General features: G+C 35.8%; 17 protein-coding genes. 11 read left to right on the forward strand and 6 right to left on the reverse strand.

Translation table 11 applies throughout. From position 1 onward, the window contains the following. Nucleotides 1-6 precede the first annotated feature (6 nt). Both ACEN2N_RS12825 and ACEN2N_RS12830 read right to left on the reverse strand, forming a co-directional pair. Nucleotides 7-1,239: a M48 family metallopeptidase gene (locus ACEN2N_RS12825; protein WP_441824698.1), complete on the reverse strand. Its 1,233-nt coding sequence runs from the start codon at nucleotides 1,237-1,239 to the stop codon at nucleotides 7-9. A gap of 45 nt (nucleotides 1,240-1,284) precedes the next feature. Next, the gene (locus ACEN2N_RS12830) at nucleotides 1,285-2,097 is read right to left on the reverse strand and encodes a TrmH family RNA methyltransferase (RefSeq protein ID WP_441824699.1); all 813 of its coding nucleotides are present in this window, start codon (nucleotides 2,095-2,097) and stop codon (nucleotides 1,285-1,287) included. Between the two features lie 85 nt (nucleotides 2,098-2,182). Here ACEN2N_RS12830 and ACEN2N_RS12835 point away from each other — a divergent pair, with 85 nt between their 5' ends. The 10 genes from ACEN2N_RS12835 to ACEN2N_RS12880 all read left to right on the forward strand — a co-directional run bounded on the left by ACEN2N_RS12835 (nucleotide 2,183) and on the right by ACEN2N_RS12880 (nucleotide 9,458). Beyond that, nucleotides 2,183-2,977, forward strand: a complete 795-nt coding sequence (locus ACEN2N_RS12835) for a DUF6503 family protein (protein ID WP_441824700.1) — start codon at nucleotides 2,183-2,185, stop codon at nucleotides 2,975-2,977. Nucleotides 2,978-3,077: 100 nt separating this feature from the next. Continuing rightward, entirely contained in the window at nucleotides 3,078-3,317 is a 240-nt protein-coding gene (locus tag ACEN2N_RS12840; RefSeq protein WP_133687088.1) for a MoaD/ThiS family protein, read from the forward strand. Further along, nucleotides 3,317-3,733 carry a molybdenum cofactor biosynthesis protein MoaE gene (locus ACEN2N_RS12845; protein WP_441824701.1) on the forward strand — a complete coding sequence of 139 codons (417 nt, stop codon included), beginning with the start codon at nucleotides 3,317-3,319 and terminating at the stop codon, nucleotides 3,731-3,733. The genes ACEN2N_RS12840 and ACEN2N_RS12845 overlap by 1 nt, the downstream gene beginning before the upstream one ends. Nucleotides 3,734-3,909: 176 nt before the next feature. Beyond that, on the forward strand, nucleotides 3,910-4,893 hold the full coding sequence (gene moaA / locus ACEN2N_RS12850; protein ID WP_441824702.1) for a GTP 3',8-cyclase MoaA: 984 nt from the start codon (nucleotides 3,910-3,912) through the stop codon (nucleotides 4,891-4,893). Then, nucleotides 4,893-5,366 (forward strand): cyclic pyranopterin monophosphate synthase MoaC, encoded by a 474-nt coding sequence (gene moaC / locus ACEN2N_RS12855; protein ID WP_441824775.1) that lies wholly within the window; start codon nucleotides 4,893-4,895, stop codon nucleotides 5,364-5,366. Before moaA ends, moaC begins: the two co-directional genes overlap by 1 nt. Beyond that, a complete protein-coding gene (locus ACEN2N_RS12860) occupies nucleotides 5,350-5,943 on the forward strand; it encodes an NTP transferase domain-containing protein (protein ID WP_441824703.1) in 594 nt (197 codons plus the stop codon). The genes moaC and ACEN2N_RS12860 overlap by 17 nt, the downstream gene beginning before the upstream one ends. Then, nucleotides 5,940-7,013 (forward strand): ThiF family adenylyltransferase, encoded by a 1,074-nt coding sequence (locus ACEN2N_RS12865; protein ID WP_441824704.1) that lies wholly within the window; start codon nucleotides 5,940-5,942, stop codon nucleotides 7,011-7,013. Before ACEN2N_RS12860 ends, ACEN2N_RS12865 begins: the two co-directional genes overlap by 4 nt. After that, nucleotides 6,997-7,773, forward strand: a complete 777-nt coding sequence (locus ACEN2N_RS12870) for a sulfite exporter TauE/SafE family protein (RefSeq protein ID WP_441824705.1) — start codon at nucleotides 6,997-6,999, stop codon at nucleotides 7,771-7,773. Before ACEN2N_RS12865 ends, ACEN2N_RS12870 begins: the two co-directional genes overlap by 17 nt. Before the next feature lie 65 nt (nucleotides 7,774-7,838). Beyond that, nucleotides 7,839-9,029, forward strand: a complete 1,191-nt coding sequence (locus ACEN2N_RS12875) for a molybdopterin molybdotransferase MoeA (protein ID WP_441824706.1) — start codon at nucleotides 7,839-7,841, stop codon at nucleotides 9,027-9,029. A gap of 21 nt (nucleotides 9,030-9,050) precedes the next feature. Then, a complete protein-coding gene (locus tag ACEN2N_RS12880; protein ID WP_441824707.1) occupies nucleotides 9,051-9,458 on the forward strand; it encodes a hypothetical protein in 408 nt (135 codons plus the stop codon). A 74-nt stretch (nucleotides 9,459-9,532) separates the two neighbouring features. Here ACEN2N_RS12880 and ACEN2N_RS12885 read toward each other — a convergent pair whose 3' ends face one another. The 3 genes from ACEN2N_RS12885 to ACEN2N_RS12895 form a co-directional block, all read right to left on the reverse strand. Beyond that, on the reverse strand, nucleotides 9,533-10,825 hold the full coding sequence (locus tag ACEN2N_RS12885; protein WP_441824708.1) for an amidohydrolase family protein: 1,293 nt from the start codon (nucleotides 10,823-10,825) through the stop codon (nucleotides 9,533-9,535). Nucleotides 10,826-10,863: 38 nt separating this feature from the next. Beyond that, a complete protein-coding gene (locus ACEN2N_RS12890; protein ID WP_441824709.1) occupies nucleotides 10,864-13,818 on the reverse strand; it encodes an amidohydrolase family protein in 2,955 nt (984 codons plus the stop codon). A 174-nt stretch (nucleotides 13,819-13,992) separates the two neighbouring features. Further along, nucleotides 13,993-15,060, reverse strand: coding sequence for a DUF3810 domain-containing protein (locus ACEN2N_RS12895; protein WP_441824710.1), 1,068 nt, complete (start codon nucleotides 15,058-15,060; stop codon nucleotides 13,993-13,995). Nucleotides 15,061-15,128: 68 nt separating this feature from the next. On the opposite strand from ACEN2N_RS12895, the gene ACEN2N_RS12900 reads away from it, so the two are divergent. Then, on the forward strand, nucleotides 15,129-16,574 hold the full coding sequence (locus ACEN2N_RS12900; RefSeq protein ID WP_441824711.1) for an aminoacyl-histidine dipeptidase: 1,446 nt from the start codon (nucleotides 15,129-15,131) through the stop codon (nucleotides 16,572-16,574). Nucleotides 16,575-16,637: 63 nt separating this feature from the next. On the opposite strand, the gene ACEN2N_RS12905 is transcribed toward ACEN2N_RS12900, so the two are convergent. Further along, nucleotides 16,638-17,774, reverse strand: coding sequence for a peptidylprolyl isomerase (locus tag ACEN2N_RS12905; RefSeq protein WP_441824776.1), 1,137 nt, complete (start codon nucleotides 17,772-17,774; stop codon nucleotides 16,638-16,640). Nucleotide 17,775 lies beyond the last annotated feature (1 nt).

Genomic DNA, 17,775 nt, shown 5'->3' on the forward strand with positions numbered 1-17,775 from the left:
CAAAAATTATGCCTTTAAATTACGTATGCGGTCAATAAGTGGAGGATGGGAATAGTGCATAAAAACATATGCAGGATGGGGAGTTAAGTTGCTAAGACTGTTTTTTGACAGTTTTTTTAAAGAAGTCACTAAAGGCAAGGCTGCGTAAGTGGTCTTTGCATAGTCATCTGCTTGGTATTCAAATTTTCTTGAAAAATAATTCATTAGCAACCCGGTGATTTCTGAAATGGGACTATATAAAATTCCAAAACCGATTAATGCGGCATGAAAACTTGGTCTGTCTACACCGATTGCCAAAGAAACTTCTGGGTAATTGATAAATAATGAAAGTATAAATAGCATTATACCTGTAAGTACTATTGATGTTGCTAAATTAAAAATGATGTGTTTTCTTTTATAATGCCCTATTTCATGTGCTAAAACAGCAACAATTTCTTCTTCTTCTAAATCGTTGATTAAGGTGTCATATAAAGTGACGCGTTTTTCTTTTCCGAAGCCTGAGAAATAGGCGTTGGCTTTTGTTGAGCGTTTAGATCCATTAATGACAAAAATATTTTGCAGATCGAAACCTACTTGGGCTGCGTAATTTTCTATTTTCTCTTTTAAGCTACCAGCTTCCAAAGGCTCTTGTTTATTGAACAAAGGCACAATGAGTTTACTGTAGAATAAATTCATGAACAATGTAAAAATAGCTACAAATGCCCAGGTATACACCCAAAAGTTAGTGCCTGCCCATTCAAAAAATAATATGACCAACGATAGAATTACACCGCCAAAAATAATGGTCATTGCCCATTGTTTTAACTTATCAACTATAAATGTAGCTTTTGTGGTTTTGTTGAATCCGAATTTTTCTTCGATTACAAAGGTTTGATAGTATGAAAAGGGAGTGTTCAGAATATCACTTCCTAGCATAATAATACCAAAGAATACTAATGCCTGTATAATAATGTTCTCACTGATATTTTGAGCAATATTATCTACCCAAGCAAATCCTCCGAAAAATAAAAAGGCTAAGATTAATACTAACGAAAAAATGGAGGTAAAAACACCGAACTTGTAGTTGGTTAATTTATATGCTTGTGATTTTTCATATTCTTCAGCATTATAAACGTCATTCAATTCTTCAGGAATAGGGTCTTTAAAGCGTTTTGCATTCAAATAATTCATTACTGTGGCAAGTATGAATTCTGCAATCAAAATGAAAAGGATGCAATAAAAGACGAATGTTTTATCCATATAGTGTAGTTGCAAACGAAAACGGTACTATAAAAAGTATAAATGTTATTTGTTTATTTTTCGCTGACGTTTCGCTTCAAAGATAAGTATTGCCGCAGATACCGAAACGTTCATAGAATCTATTTGACCCTCCATAGGAATTATGATGTTCTGATTGCTGTTTTTTAGCCATTCATCACTTAGTCCCGAATGCTCGGTACCTACTACTATTGCTGTAGGTGCTGTAAAATCGACTGTCGTATAATCTTTAGATGCTGATAGTGCTGCACAGAATATTTGAAATCCTTCTTTTTTTAAATACGATATAATTTCAGTAGTGCTGCCCATTTTTACATTTCTAGAGAATACACAACCCACACTTGATCTAATGATATTGGGGTTGTATAAATCTGTTTTCGGATTGGCAATTAAAACTGCGTCTAAATTTGCCGCATCTGCCGTTCTAAGTAATGCGCCAATATTACCAGGTTTTTCAGGAGCCTCTGCGATAAGAATTAACGGATTTTTAGTCTCGAATTTCAATGTCGAAAGTTGGTGGTCTTTGCTTTTGGCTATTGCTACAATACCCTCGGTGGTATCTCTGTAGGCTATTTTTTTATAAACATCTAAGCTCACTGAGATCAGTTCTTCATTTGTGAATGATCTTAAAATAGCATTTTCATGGGCATTTTCTAGAATATCAGTACAGTATAAAATTGTCTCTATTTTATATTGTGCACCAATTGCTAACTGAAGTTCAAGTAAACCTTCTAACACAAAAAGTCCCGTTTTTTTGCGCTCCCTAGATTTTTCTTTTAAGAGTAAAATCTTCTTGATCAGTTGGTTTTGTAGGCTGCTTATGTGTTTTGTTTCTTGCATGAGATGCAAAAATAGTTCAATTTGGTAAGTCCGTTATATTTTATCGACTAAGCGATTTCAAAAAATTAATAAATAACTGATTGAGATGATGAATAAATTTTACTTTTTAGTTTTAGCCTTGGCTATATCTTCATGTAAAGAAACACCCAAAAAAGAAATGATTACCGATGCTGTTGAAGAAATAGCTATGCAGGTGAACTTAGATAAATACCCTGCTGAATTAAATAAAGTATTTGAAGCTCATGGTGGTTTAAATGCTTGGAAAGGTTATAAAACATTGAATTTTGAAATGCCGAATGAGAAATTCAACGAAGTTCAAACCATCGACCTACAAAAAAGGTTCGATAAAATTTCTACACCAGATTACAAGCTTGGTTATAACGGAGAAGTTTGGCTTTTAGACAACACCGGTAATTATGAAGGCAAGCCAAAATTCTATCATAATTTAATGTTCTATTTCTATGCGATGCCATTTGTATTGGCAGATGACGGAATTAAATATGAAGAAGTTGATGCTTTGGTTTATGACGGAATTTCATACCCTGGGTACAAAATTTCATATAATAATGGAGTGGGAGCGTCTTCTACAGATGAATACTACATTCATTATGATGCAAAAACATATGAAATGAGATGGTTGGGTTATACCATGACCTATTTTAGTGGTGAGCCATCAACAAAAATTAATTGGATAAATTATGCTGATTGGGTAAAGGTTGATGAAGTTTTGTTGCCAAATTCTATTACATGGCATAAGGTTGAAGAGGGCAAAGTTATAGAAGCGGCTAAAACGGTAAATTTTGAAAATGCTAGTTTATCTACAGACCCTAAACCCCTTGAATTTTATGCTGCACCTGAGAATGCAGTAATTGTGGAGTAAGGCTTTTCTCAAAATCATATAATTTTTTTAAAATAGGTGCCATTTTTATGGCACCTTATTTTTTATACCTAACTTGGAATTTATCTAATATAAAAGGGATATGAATGTACTTTTTTTTGGCATTACAAAAGATATTGTAGGTAGCTCTGAAATCAGTTTTTCTGATGAATTTAAACCTGTAAACGTTGCCGAATTAAAAAAACAACTTATTGAATCATACCCTGAATTTTCTAAATTGAATTCTTTGGCAGTAGCTGTAAATAGTGAATATGCTGATGATAATGTACTATTGAACGGCAATGAAGAAATTGCCATTATACCACCAGTAAGCGGAGGCTAATGAAGAAAGTAATCGAAATAGTTGATGTAATTGATACTGCTAAGGTTTATGCTGAATTAAGCGATGCCAATAGTGGCGGAATCTGTGTTTTTGTGGGTGCCGTACGTGAGTTTACAAACAATGAAGAAGTAGTTGCTTTAGAGTTTGAAACCTATAAGGCAATGGCGTTAAAGGAAATGGATAAGATTGCCGATACAGCTATGCAAAAATGGCCATTGAATAAAGTGGTCATGAGGCATGCCGTAGGTGAAAAAGGTGTAGAAGAACCAGTAGTGGTTGTAGGTGCATCATCTGCGCATAGAGATGCTTGTTTTGAAGCATGCAGGTTTTTAATTGATACCCTAAAAGAAACTGTACCTATTTGGAAGAAAGAGAAATTTAAGAATAAAACGGTGTGGGTTTCTGCGCATCCGTGAGTATTTGAGAGAAAAGAAATTAGAAGTTAGAGAAAAGAATTAAGAAAATAGAAAAGAGAGAGGAGAGGATTTGAACTTGACTCTTGAACTTGAACTTGAACTTTATTTTGAGTTTGTTTTTTGAATTTGAATTTGACACTTGAACTTAATTTTGTATTTCAATTGGTAATGAAAGTATGTTAATAGACAACCATAATAGAGCAATAAATTACTTGAGGTTAGCGGTTACAGACCGTTGCAATCTGCGTTGTAATTATTGCATGCCAGAGGAGGGAATCAATTTTGCTAAAAATGACAAATTGTTTACCATAGATGAGTTGGTGAAATTAAGTGAGATAGTGGTATCTCAAGGCATAGATAAAATACGAATTACTGGTGGTGAACCTTTTGTTCGCAAAGACTTAATGGTTTTATTGCGAAGCTTATCAAAGTTAGAAGGGTTAAATGATATTTCAGTGACTACGAATGCAACCTTAATTGGTCCGCATATAGATGAATTGAAAGAACTTGGTATTAAGAATATTAATGTAAGTATGGATGCCATTAATCGTGAGACTTTTGAGCGTATTACTCGCCGCGATCATTATGATGTGGTGTATAACAACATGATTCGCTTAATCACCGAAGGCTTCAATGTTCGTATTAATTTCATTGCTTTAGAAGGTCAGAATACAGATGATATTCTGCCTATGCTAGAATTGACTAAGCACTACAATGTATCGGTTCGTTATCTTGAAGAAATGCCTTTTAATGGTGGGTCAAAAGAATTTCAAACTATAAAATGGGATTTTAAGACCATTCTTGAACATATTAGAGGAGCACATCCTAATTACTATAAATTAGAATCTCCAAAAACATCAACATCCATAAATTATAAGATTCCTGGTTTTAAAGGGACTTTCGGAGTGATTCCTTCTTTTAGTAGAACGTTCTGCGGAAGCTGTAATCGTTTAAGAATTTCTGCAACAGGTGATGTAATTACGTGTTTATATGCCAAAGCAAGTGCGAATCTTAGGGATATTATGAGAGCTGATGATGTGGAAGAAAATATCAAAAAAGAAATTTTAAAGGCTGTTGGCAGTCGTGCTAAAACAGGTTTTGAAGCACAAGAAAAATATAAAGACGTTTTTAGTAATTCAATGACTTCAATAGGAGGATGATGCAGAAGAAATTATCACATATAGATGAATCTGGGAATGCTATGATGGTAGATGTTTCTCAAAAAATAGTTTCGGTAAGAACAGCAATTGCTAGTGGAACGATAAAATTTCCATCAGAGGTTTTTAAATCTTTATCGGATCAAGATTTTGTTGGTAAAAAAGGAAGTATAGTACAAACGGCTGTTATTGCAGGTATACAAGGTGTAAAGAAAACAGCAGAATTGATTCCGTTGTGCCATCAAATAAATTTATCAAAAATCAATGTTGAAATTGAACCAGGTATAGATGCTTTTCAAATTACATGTACGGTAAAATGTAATGAAAAGACAGGTGTGGAGATGGAGGCCTTAACGGGAGTTTCAATTGCTGCATTAACCATCTATGACATGTGCAAAGCACTTTCGCAAGACATCGTAATTGGTGCAATTCAATTAGAACAAAAAACAGGAGGGAAAAATGATTTCCAACGCTAAGTTATACGGATTGGTGCTTTCAGGAGGTAAAAGCACAAGAATGGGTGAAGATAAAGGTTTGATTACGTATCATAACCTACCACAACGAGAACATTTATACCATTTGTTAAGTGAGGTGTGTTATCAAACATTTCTAAGTATTCGTAAAGATCAAGAGAGTGAGATTTCCAATTCGTTTAAAACTATTCTAGATCAAGATGAATTTCGTGGTCCTTACAACGGACTGTTATCTGCTCATAAAGCACACCCAGAAGCTGCTTGGTTGGTATTGGCATGCGATTTACCATTGATGGATAAAAGGGCACTTGAAGAATTAATAGCTGCAAGAAACTCAGATAAGATAGCGAGTGCATTTGCCGATGCTGAAGATCCCCTACCAGAACCACTTTGTGCTATTTGGGAACCAGAAGCTTTAAAACAATCTGTTGAATACTTGAAAGCAGGTAACGGATCTTGCCCAAGAAAATTTTTAATTAATTCAGATGTCAATTTGGTGTTTCCAAAACAGAAAGAAGTATTGCTCAATGCCAATTCAAGAGCAGAATATGAAGAAGCGCTACTTAAAATAGCACTATGAACCAAGATCGTTACCAAAGACAAATCACCTTAGCCGGATTTGGAACCGAAGGTCAACGGAAACTAAGCCAAGCAAAAGTACTTGTAGTAGGTGCTGGCGGACTCGGAGTTCCGGTTCTTACCTATTTAAACGCCATGGGCGTCGGTACTTTAGGTATTGTTGATGCTGATGTAGTTTCATTATCCAACCTTCATCGTCAGGTTTTGTTTACCGAAGATATGGTGGGTATTCCGAAAGTGATTGCTGCTAAAAATCAATTGGCTGCACAGAATTCTAGTACACAAATACATACGCATCAAACTTTTTTATCGGTCGCTAACGCACTTGATATTATTAAAAATTATGATATCGTTATTGATGCTACCGATAATTTCCCTGCGAGATATTTAATTAATGATGCCTGTGTAATTGCAAATAAACCTTTTGTTTATGGTGCGTTACATTCTTTTGAAGGTCAGGTGAGTGTTTTTAATTATAAAGGCGGACCAACATATCGTTGTTTGTTCCCGTCCATCCCAGCGGCAGATGCGGTTCCTAATTGTAATGAGAATGGCGTATTGGGTATTTTGCCGGGTATCGTTGGTAATTTTCAAGCCTTAGAAGTAGTAAAGATTATTGCAGAAATGGGAGAGGTGCTGTCGGGAGTTCTATTGCTGTTTGATACGCTTACTCAACGAACACAACAAATGAAGTTCAAGTTGCAGCCAGGTAATAACGAATTTAAAACTCTTGCTACAAGTTATGAGTTTGACTGTGAACTTCCTTTGAAATCAGTAGAAGCTGAAGAGTTTAATACTATTCTGATTGAACAGGCTGTTGAGCTAATTGATGTGCGTACAGTAAAAGAATTTCAAAGACAACATTTAAAAGAGGCCAAACATATACCTTTAGGTGAATTAATCAATAGAGTGGCTGAGGTTGATTTAGAAACTACCGTTTATATAATTTGCCAATCTGGTGTACGAAGTAGAAAGGCGATTGTTCAGTTACAAGAATTATTCCCAGGTAAAGATTTTGTCAATGTTACCGGTGGTATGAACCAGATGAAGAATTATGTTGATACCTATTGAGCAATTGGTGTTTTTATGCATCGGGTTTTTCATCATTGCCACCTTGTATTCTTCTGTGGGATTTGGTGGTGGCTCTAGCTATTTGGCATTATTGACTCTTGTTTTAACTAGTTTTTTTGCCATCCGATCTATTGCATTGGTTTGTAATTTGGTGGTAGTTTCAGGCAGTACATATCTGTATTTAAAAAATGGTCATGCAAAGCTTAAAGATTTTCTTCCCTTTGTTTTGGCGAGTATTCCGTTAGCATATATAGGTGCAACATTCCGATTAAAAGAAAGTGTGTTCTTTATAATTTTAGGATGCTCACTTATTCTTTCCGCCCTGTTCTTGGCTGTTCAGACATTTGAAATTAATAAGTCAAAAAAGGAAGTGGAAGATTATCCAAATTACTTGAGCTATGTTCTTGGTGCAGGAATCGGATTTTTATCAGGGTTAGTAGGCATCGGTGGAGGTATATTTTTAGCTCCCGTTCTGAACCATTTACGATGGAATAAAGCTATAAAAATAGCTGCTCTTGCCAGTTTCTTTATTTTAGTGAATTCGGTTTCCGGTTTATTCGGATTGATAACAAGCGATTCATTGTCATTACCATGGCGAGAAACTAATTGCTTGGTTATGGCGGTGCTTCTTGGCGGACAGTTAGGTATTCGCATCAGTCTTAAAAAACTATCGGCAAATGGTATTAAAAGGGTTACAGCTTTATTAGTATTTGTAGTAGGTATACGAGTATTATTGGTTAATGGTTTAGGCTTGTTTTAAAATTTCAAATAATATAGCATCAATTCTTCAAGAGTAAAATTTATAATCGTTTTACCTTTAAATCTATGATAACATTTAAAGAAGCATTTCAAAAAGTATTAGATCATCCTCTGGACTTAGGTATAGAGATCGTTTCGCTTATGGATAGCTTAAATAGAATATTGGCAGAAGATATTTATGCCGATAGAGATTTCCCTCCGTTTGATCGTGCCACCAAAGATGGTATTGCCATTCAGTATTCAACTCTCGTTAATAATGGTCACCTTTTCACAATTGAAGGTGAAGCTGCTGCAGGTGTAGTTCAACAAGTTTTAACAGATAAAAACAATTGTTTAGAGGTAATGACGGGTGCTGTAGTGCCAGAAAATTGCGATACTGTTATTATGTATGAGCACATCACTATTGAAGATGGCAAGGTTTCCCTTAACGAGAATGTAGTAAAAGGTCAGAATATTCATTACCAAGGTAGCGATGAAAAAGCAGGTGCGCTTCTTTTATCCAAAGGAAAAAAAATTACTCCGGCAGAAATAGGAGTAATGGCTACTGTTGGTAAAGCCACAGTAAAGGTTATGGGTAATCCTAAAGTTTGTACCATAGCTACGGGTAATGAATTGGTTGCCGTTAACGAAACTCCTAAATCACACCAAATACGAAAATCGAATATGGTGACTATTGAAGCGGCATTAATGAATTCTAAAATTGACGCCAGTTCTCTTCATTTGTTAGATGATAAAATAAAAATTGAGCGAGAACTAGAAAAAGCTTTACAGAATAATAATGTGCTGTTATTGAGTGGCGGAGTATCAAAAGGGAAATTTGATTTTATACCCGAAGTAATGGAGTCGCTGGGAGTTGTAAAAGTGTTTCATAGGGTTCTACAGCGACCAGGTAAGCCATTTTGGTTCGGCATTCACCCAAAACTGAAAACGGTTATTTTTTCTTTTCCAGGAAATCCGGTTTCTACATTTGCTAATTATCACCTCTATTTTTTACCATGGCTACAGACCTCGTGGGGACTTCCATTAGATAATTCGTATATTAAGCTAAGTGCAGCAATTAAAATAACACAGCCGCTAACCAGATTTATTCAGGTTAGTACGGAAGTAAAAGATGGAATATTTTGGGCTACGCCCGTTGTTGAAAATGGTTCGGGAGATTTAACCAGCTTGGCAAAGGCAGACGGTTTTATTTGTCTTGAACCAAGAGATGAAGATTATGAAGTAGGTGAGGTAGTACGCTTTGTAAAGATCAGATAGTAACCAATTAAATTTTTTTATATGAGTCCAGTGTTAAAGAATATTTTGGCGGTCGTAGCCGGAATTGTTGTTGGTAGCATAGTTAATATGGGAATTATTATGATCAGTGGTTCTATTATTCCGCCACCAGAAGGCGGAGATATTACAACTATGGAAGGGCTAAAGGCTTCTATGCACTTATTTGAACCCAAACATTTTATTTTTCCGTTTCTTGCCCATGCCTTAGGAACGTTGGTGGGTGCAGTTATAGCAACAAAAATTGCTGCTACAAGAAAAATGACTATGGCATTACTTGTTGGTTTGTTTTTCTTAATAGGTGGTACAGCAAATATTGCAATGCTCGGCGGACCAATGTGGTTTACTGCCTTAGATATTATAGTAGCTTATTTGCCTATGGGATATCTAGGATATATGCTTGCTAAAAAATAAATGCTAACTTATTTTATAAAAAGAGGCTGTCTAAAATGTTAGACAGCCTCTTTTATTATACCAACTTAAAAAGTTTATTTTCCTTCGTACTTGCCCATGTAGCGTTTCCAAAGCTCCGTTTGGTGTGTTTCTAAAGAAACTGTTCTACCGTCTATAAACACATGTGTTACCTGATTTCCAGCCATATCTAAAGCATCACCTTTAGATATAAAAAGGGTTGCGCTTTTACCATTCTCTAACGTTCCATAGAGGTCATCGATACCTAATATTTTAGCTGTATTACCGGTTAAAAGTTGAACAGCTACTTCTTTATCTAGACCCTGTTGTACAACTTGCCCAGCATAGAAAGGTAAGTTTCTAGTCTGAAAATTTTCTGCATCTGAATTTTGAATAGCTACCATTAATCCTGCATCTACCAATAATTTAGGGAGCTTATAAGGTAAGTCGTAGTCATCATCATCGAATGTAGGGAGATTATGAGTGTACTGAACCAGTACAGGAATATTGTTGCTTTTTAAAAACTCGGGGATTTTATAAGCTTGGTAGCCACCAATTAAAACCACTTCTTTGGCGCCATTAGATTTTAAAGTGTTGATAGCATCTATAATCTGTTTTTCATCATCTGCATGCACATATAGTTTTTGACTGCCATCAAATACACCTTTCATTGCTGCGTAAGCAGGATTTACCTCTTTAGGAGTAGATTTCCCATAAGCTTCAGCATTTTTGAAAAATGTAACTACTTCTTCCATTTGTTTAGCATAGTCTTTATTTGGTTGATACCCTGGTTCTTCACCTGCCCACCAACGACCTTCTTTAAAAGTTGTTGGCCAGTTTAAATGAATACCATCATCTACTTTAATAGCAGCATCTTCCCAGTTCCAAGCATCAAACTGTACAATGCTGGAGGTACCAGAAATACGACCACCAGTTGGGGCGATTTGTGCGATTAAAACTCCATTTGGGCGCATACTCTCTACTACTTTAGATTCCGCATTATAAGCGATTAAACTTCGTACGTGCGGAATAAAATCGCCTATTTCATCTTCATCGTTCGATGCTCTAACGGCATCTATTTCTACTAAGCCTAATGTTTTGGCGGGGGCAATGAAGCCTGGGTAAACATGTTTACCGGTTGCATCGATTACTTTTCCTTTTCTCGCAATCTTCAATTTTGAATCGCCTACGAAAGTAATTTTTCCGTCTTCGAACATAATTAAAGAACTTTCAATTACTTCGCCGTTACCCAAGTGTGCAGTTGCACCTTCAATAGTAATAGCTTCGGTCTGTTTAGCACCGGGTGTTTGTTGTGCCATAGTCGGTATGACCAAACCTAGGGCTATGATTAATATTATGAATTTTTTCATGTGTATTATTTTATATTTTTGAACTATTGCTTGTGGAATTATAGACTATCGCAAGTGAAATCTTTTTTCACACTTTGTTTCGGACCTTGTGTTTTTTTACCGCCACTTTTTTCTTTAAGCATCATCGTAACCAATTCGTTTCTTTCCTTCTTAATGGTTTCACGATTTTTCTTATCGGTTTCCAAATCGAAATAGGTAACACCATCGATCATTGTTTTTTCAGCTTTCGAGTATACTGAAAGCGGACTGCCAGACCATAATACCAAATCGGCATCTTTGCCTTCTTTAATACTACCTACACGATTATCTAAATGTAAAAGTTTTGCAGGGTTGATAGTTACCATCTTCCAAGCTTCCAATTCTGTCATGCCACCATACTTAATAGTTTTAGCAGCTTCTTGGTTTAACCTTCTGATCATTTCGCGGTCATCACTATTAATTGCAGTAACAACACCTTGCTGTTGCATTATTGCAGCATTGTAAGGTATGGCATCGTTCACTTCAAACTTGTATGCCCACCAGTCGCTGAAGGTACCAGCGCCAACACCGTGTTCTGCCATTTTATCTGCAACTTTGTAACCTTCTAAAATATGTGTGAATGTATTAATTCTGAATCCGAAATGTTCGGCTACTTTCATCATCATATTGATCTCACTTTGTACATAAGAGTGGCACGAAATAAAACGCTCTCCGTTTATGATTTCTGCCAATACTTCCATTTCTTCATCATATCTATATGGCTCTCCATTTTTCTTTTTGGAGTCATATTCTTTAGCTCTTTGAAAGTAGTTCATGTACATCTGTTCAACACCCATACGTGTTTGAGGAAAACGAGAGAAGCTACCCCAGTTACTTTGTTTTACATTTTCGCCAAGGGCGAATTTGATAAACTTTGGCGAGTTGTCATAAATTAATCCGTCTGCTTCTTCTCCCCATTTTAATTTCAATATGGCAGATCGACCACCAATTGGGTTTGCAGATCCGTGCAATAACTGTAAAGAAGTTACCCCACCGGCAAGTGAGTGGTAAATACCCATGTGTTCTGGGTCTACTACATCTTCCATTTTAACTTCAGCAGTACTATTTTGTCCGGCTTCGTTTACCGCCAAAGCTGCAATATGGCTATGTTCGTCAATAATACCTGCAGTTAAGTGCTTTCCGGTTGCGTCGACTACGGTTGCACCGCTGGCACTTAAATCTTTTCCTATCTTAACTAATTTACCATTTTTTACAAGTACATCGGTATTTTCTAGAATACCAGCTTCTTCGCTTGTCCATACGGTAGCGTTTTTGAATAATGTATTTATTGCCTTTGGTTTAGATGCGAATCCGTATCCTACATTAGGGAAGGTCACTGGCATTACTTTAATCACGTCTTCTTTTGTATCTTTTTCAGCTTCCTTTTCTGTAAATGATTTTGATTTTGTGGCCGTAAATTGAGATTCTGTACCATCTGGCAATACCAAACGACCCGATAAATTGTCTGATGCTTTAGTAACCGCACCAATCATTCTATATGTTTTTTCACCTTTATCGGTCGCAAATGACATCGTAACCCAGTTGTCATCGTATGCAATTTTAGAAGTCAATTTGGTCGTGTCTTGCTTTACTTCGATAGCCGGTTTTGAAATTTCACCTGTTATAGAAACATTATACGATTTGCCTTGAACTGTTAAACTATAATCTCCACGAATATCTTTTGAATCCATTGAATTGACAACACTTTTTGTACCCTGTACCCAGTTTTCGTAAAGAGTAGTAGATGTATCAAAGACATCACCAGAAGTAATTAAGAAGTTAGCAAGTGCACCAGTTTTTAAAGAACCAATTTCATTTGATTTTCCTAATATTTGTGCAGGAACAGTCGTTAAGGCTTCTAATGCTTTGGTAGATGAAAGTCCGTATTCAATGGCTTTCATTAGCTTTTCTTTGAAATTAGCAGGTGATTTTAAATCATGGGTAGTTAATGAAAATTGAATTCCGTTCTCTGCTAATACTTTCGGATTGGATGGTGCCTGATTCCAATAACGCATATCTTGTAAAGAGATATAGCCAACAGCATATGGGTTAGAAACATCGTACGCCTCTGGAAAGTTTAGCGGTAAAATATATTTGGCATTGGTAGCCTTTATTTCTTCAATACGTTCAAATTCATTACCACCACCTAAAATAGTATATTGTATTCCGTTGGCATCACCGACCTTATCGGCACGTAAATCGTTAGATTTATCTTTAGCTTCGAAAATTTGAACTAAGTTTTTATTACTGTTCAATGCTTCTAACGACAAATCTTTTGTAGTCGCATTGCCTTTTGCATACCAGTCTGCATCGCTATACATTTGCCTTAATAAAGCTAAAGTACCCATTAATGAACCAGGGTAAGATTGCCCTTTAGCTATACTTCTGCTCAATGAAAAATACTGTGCAGAACGGTCATCTAAAATTCTATTTGCATTAGTTCCGTTTCCGTTTAAAGCGATTAGAACACCGGTACCTCTGGCGATACCATCTTGAATGTGAGAGTTAACGACACCAAAACCTGCATCACGTAGCACTTTTGCTTCTTTGTCATCATAAGTGAATTTTTCGACTGCCTTATTCTCTGGCATAATATGGTCGTTCCAGTAATAGCCTTCACGCGATGGTTCGTACTCGGTAGATCTTCCTCTGCCCGGTTTTTTCTTAGCTTGTTCTACTCCGAATTTAGAATATACATCAATAAAAGATGGGTAGATAGATTTGCCTTGTAAGTCAATTACAACAGCATTTTTCGGAATGGTAACAGTACTTGATGCACTTACAACTTTGCCATGTTGAATCAATAAAGTTCCCTTCTCAATTACTTGTGTAGGGGTAACAAAGATTTTCGCATTTGTAAAAGCCGTATAATTGTTTTCATTGACTTTTACCCCGGCGTTTTCTGGGAAATAATCTTGAGCAGTTAAAAATGAGCCATACCCGAGTAGGCATAGCGCAAAAATTAGTTTTTTCATTATGTTTGGTTTGAATTAGTGTTTTAAAAATACTCGGATTCTGCAGTAAAATTGGTCTCTTTCACTTTTGTTTAACAGTTCAGCAGATCGTTATTACGAATAGTTATTATTTTCTTAAAATATTATAGGAAGAGCAGTGATAATACATTTAGAATACGAAGTTCTAACCTTGTTTTAAAGTGGATGATCTTTATGGTAGGCAACTAAAAATAAAACAACGGCACTATAACTTTTTATACCTTCGGTTTGATTATTAGCTTTTAGAAAAGTATCGAATATTGATTTGAAAACAGGTTCCATAGGGTTTTCGTAAGAATTCCAGAATATGGACATTTCTTGAAAATTGTTTTTTACACCAGAATTTAATAGTAACATCAATCTATCAAAATCTTCGTTATCAGTGCGTCTTACATCATTTAAACAATATCCTAAAGCATAGGCATATGCTGCATATTTGAAATATACATCTTCATTATTCGACGTTACCAAGTAGCCGATAAAATTTGTTTCGTTTTCGGCGGAGTATCCTAATTGATGACCCACTTCATGACCTGCAACAAAGGGAAATCTGAAGTTAGGCAGTAAGTCATTTACTTGAGCCTCGTTCGTAAACGGATTTAAATATCCGGCGTAGCCCATATATGTTAATCCGGTACTGAACGATGATTTTTTTATACTAGGTCTATCATATGCCAAAAACGGATGTATTGTTTTTAAATGATCATAACCCTGTATTGTTTTATTAAAAATTTCTTTCTGAGAATACGGAATCTTAACGGCTAAACTGGAGTCTTTTGTAATTGTAAATTGAGATTCGTTGGTTTTGCAAATTAATCGTTCTGTGAATTCTAACAAATCTTGATAATCTTTATTAGGAACTAACTCTAATTTTTTAGCTAGCGGTTCTCTATAATAATTCATACCCCACATTACATGAAATGTGAAATAAGTAACAGAGAGCACCATAGCTATATTATGTAGAAACTGAAGCTTATGTTGCCAAATATAATTTCTGTTCTTAATAAGGTAAACAAGCGCAAGAATAAGTAAAACGAAGTAGAGAATGTCACCAACTGAAAAGGGCAGCCACCCGAAGAGCAGTCTAAAGAATTTAGAAATAACGGGGTACAACCCAGTACTGTAATACTGTTCAACTAAATCTGGTCGTGTACCTAGCCATTTGACGATAATGATTTGGGGAATCAATGAAATTGCAATGGCATTCTTAAAAGATATCTTCATTATCTCAAAAATAGCGAAATCCTTTTTCTATCAGTATTTTTGTCGGCACTAACCGTGAAAAATAATGTATGGATATTAAAAAATTGGAGCCAACGGCTGTTTGGAAGAATTTTTCAAGATTAAACGCAGTACCTAGGCCCTCTAAAAAAGAGGAAAAGGTAATCAGTTTTATGTTAGAATTTGGGAATGCCCTTGGCTTAGAAACTTTTTCTGATGCTATTGGTAATGTTATCATAAGAAAACCTGCTACCAAAGGCATGGAAAATAAGAAAATGATAACGCTGCAGAGTCATCTAGATATGGTGCACCAAAAAAATGCAGATACCGTATTTGATTTTGATACCCAAGGTATAGAAATGTATATTGATCAAGATTGGGTAAAAGCTAAGGGTACCACTTTAGGTGCTGATAATGGTATGGGCGTAGCTGCAATAATGGCACTTTTAGAAAGTACAGATATTCAACACCCTGCGCTTGAAGCCTTATTTACCATTGATGAGGAAACTGGTATGACCGGTGCTTTTGAGTTGAAAGCCGGAGTTTTACAGGGTCAAATTCTTTTGAATTTAGATACGGAAGAAGATGATGAAATTGACATAGGTTGTGCCGGTGGTATTGATGTTACGGCAAAGAGAAACCATAATGAAAAAGACGGAGCCCATGGTGATGCCGGTATAAAGATTACGGTAAAAGGTTTGAAAGGCGGACATAGTGGTATGGATATTCATAAAGGGTTGGGTAATGCCAATAAAATTATGAATCGATTACTTTATTTAGGACTTGATTTTAATGTTCGTATTAGTTCATTAAACGGCGGAAGTCTAAGAAACGCGATACCAAGAGAAAGTGTTTGTAAATTAAATGTTGGTAGAAAGCACGTTGATAAATTCTTAAAGAAAGTTAGTAAGCTTTCTGAAGCGATAAAGGCAGAGTTGAGTGTTCAAGAGCCTAACTTACAAATAGAATTAGCTGATATTAAGCCTTCTAAAAAAGTAATGGGTCTAGGTACTCAAGAAAAATTGATTAAGGCTGTTTATGCAGCACATAACGGAGTTTACGCGATGAGTGGTGCTATTGCTGATTTGGTAGAGACGTCAAATAATATAGCCATTGTAAAGGTTGAAAAGGGAGAAATCAAGATTGGTTGTCTAACTCGTTCATCGGTTGATACTGCAAAGTTAGATTTAGCGAATTCTTTACGTTCTGTTTTTGAAATTAGTGGTTTTGATGTAACATTTAGTGGATCATACCCTGGGTGGAATCCGAATCCGGATTCTGAAATACTTTCTGTTGTGAAAGCTACATATATAGATTTGTTTAAAGAGCAACCAAGAGTTGTTGCTTGTCATGCAGGTTTGGAATGTGGAATTTTAGGTCAGAATTATCCTGATGTAGATATGGTGAGTTTTGGACCTACAATTCTTGGAGCTCATTCACCAGATGAAAGAGTGAGTATTTCATCTGTTCAGAAGTTTTGGAAACTACTTTTAGAAATATTAAAGAATACAAATTAGAATTACAGGTATAAAAAAAAAGCCCTTTAGTGAAAACTAAAGGGCTTTTTTTATTTGGGAATATTATTCGGTTATTCCAGTAATTTCTAAATCGAAAATTAAATCTGCATCTGGTGGAATTGGACCGCCACCTTGTGGACCATATCCTAAATGAGACGGAATGAATAAACGAACTTTATCGCCAACTTTCATCGTTAAAAGTCCTTCTCTAAATCCTGCAATTAAACGAGATTCGGGAGAGTAATCCATTGGTACTGGCATGTAGCCGCCACCTTGTTGTCTTTTGATGTCGAACATACCATATTTTTGAGCAACTTCTTCATAGTTACTGTCAAATAAAGTACCGTCCATTAAATAGCCTGCATACATAACATTGACTTTTTGACCAACCTTAGGTTTTTCACCGTCTCCGTTTTCTAAAGTTAGTACTTTAAGTCCAGAAGGTAAGGTAGTAGCTTTTGCTTTTTGAGCTTCGGTAGAAGAAGCGAATTCAGCTTTTATTTTTTGAACTTCAGCTAATTTTTCAGCTTTCTCTTTTTCAATAGCAGCAAGTCTATCTTCTTCACCATCAAAATAATCGGTCATGATTTTTACAGCATCGAACTTACGTGCTTCTTTACCGTTTCTAATGATTTCTACTGTAGTCATCGTAACTGGTTCTACTGGCTTATTACCAGCGCCTACTGCAACATTTGCAATAGAATCAACCACATCCATACCTTCTACAACCTCACCAAAAACGGTGTGCTTGTTATTTAACCAAGGCGTTTCTTTATGAGTGATGAAAAACTGGCTACCGTTAGTTGTTGGGCCAGAGTTTGCCATTGAAAGTATACCTTTTTTATCATGTACTAATGAATCATTGAATTCATCCATAAATTTATAACCTGGGTTTCCGGTTCCTTGACCTAATGGGTCTCCACCTTGAATCATGAAATCTTTCATAATTCTGTGAAATATTAGTCCGTCATAATATTTTTTGCCTTTATATTCTTCGCTAACAAAGGTATTTGTTCCCTCTGCTAAAGAGATAAAGTTAGCAACTGTAACAGGAGTTTTATCTTGCTCTAAACGAACAATAATATCGCCTTTAGATGTTTTGATATCGGCAAACAAACCGTCTCCTAAATCGGCTCTTTTTCCGGTTTTGCAGCTGGCTAATACTAAGGCTATAACTGCAAGCAAGTACATTTTTTTAATC

This window comes from Maribacter spongiicola (genome assembly GCF_052119685.1).
In the GTDB taxonomy this organism is placed as follows: Bacteria; Bacteroidota; Bacteroidia; order Flavobacteriales; family Flavobacteriaceae; genus Maribacter; species Maribacter spongiicola_A.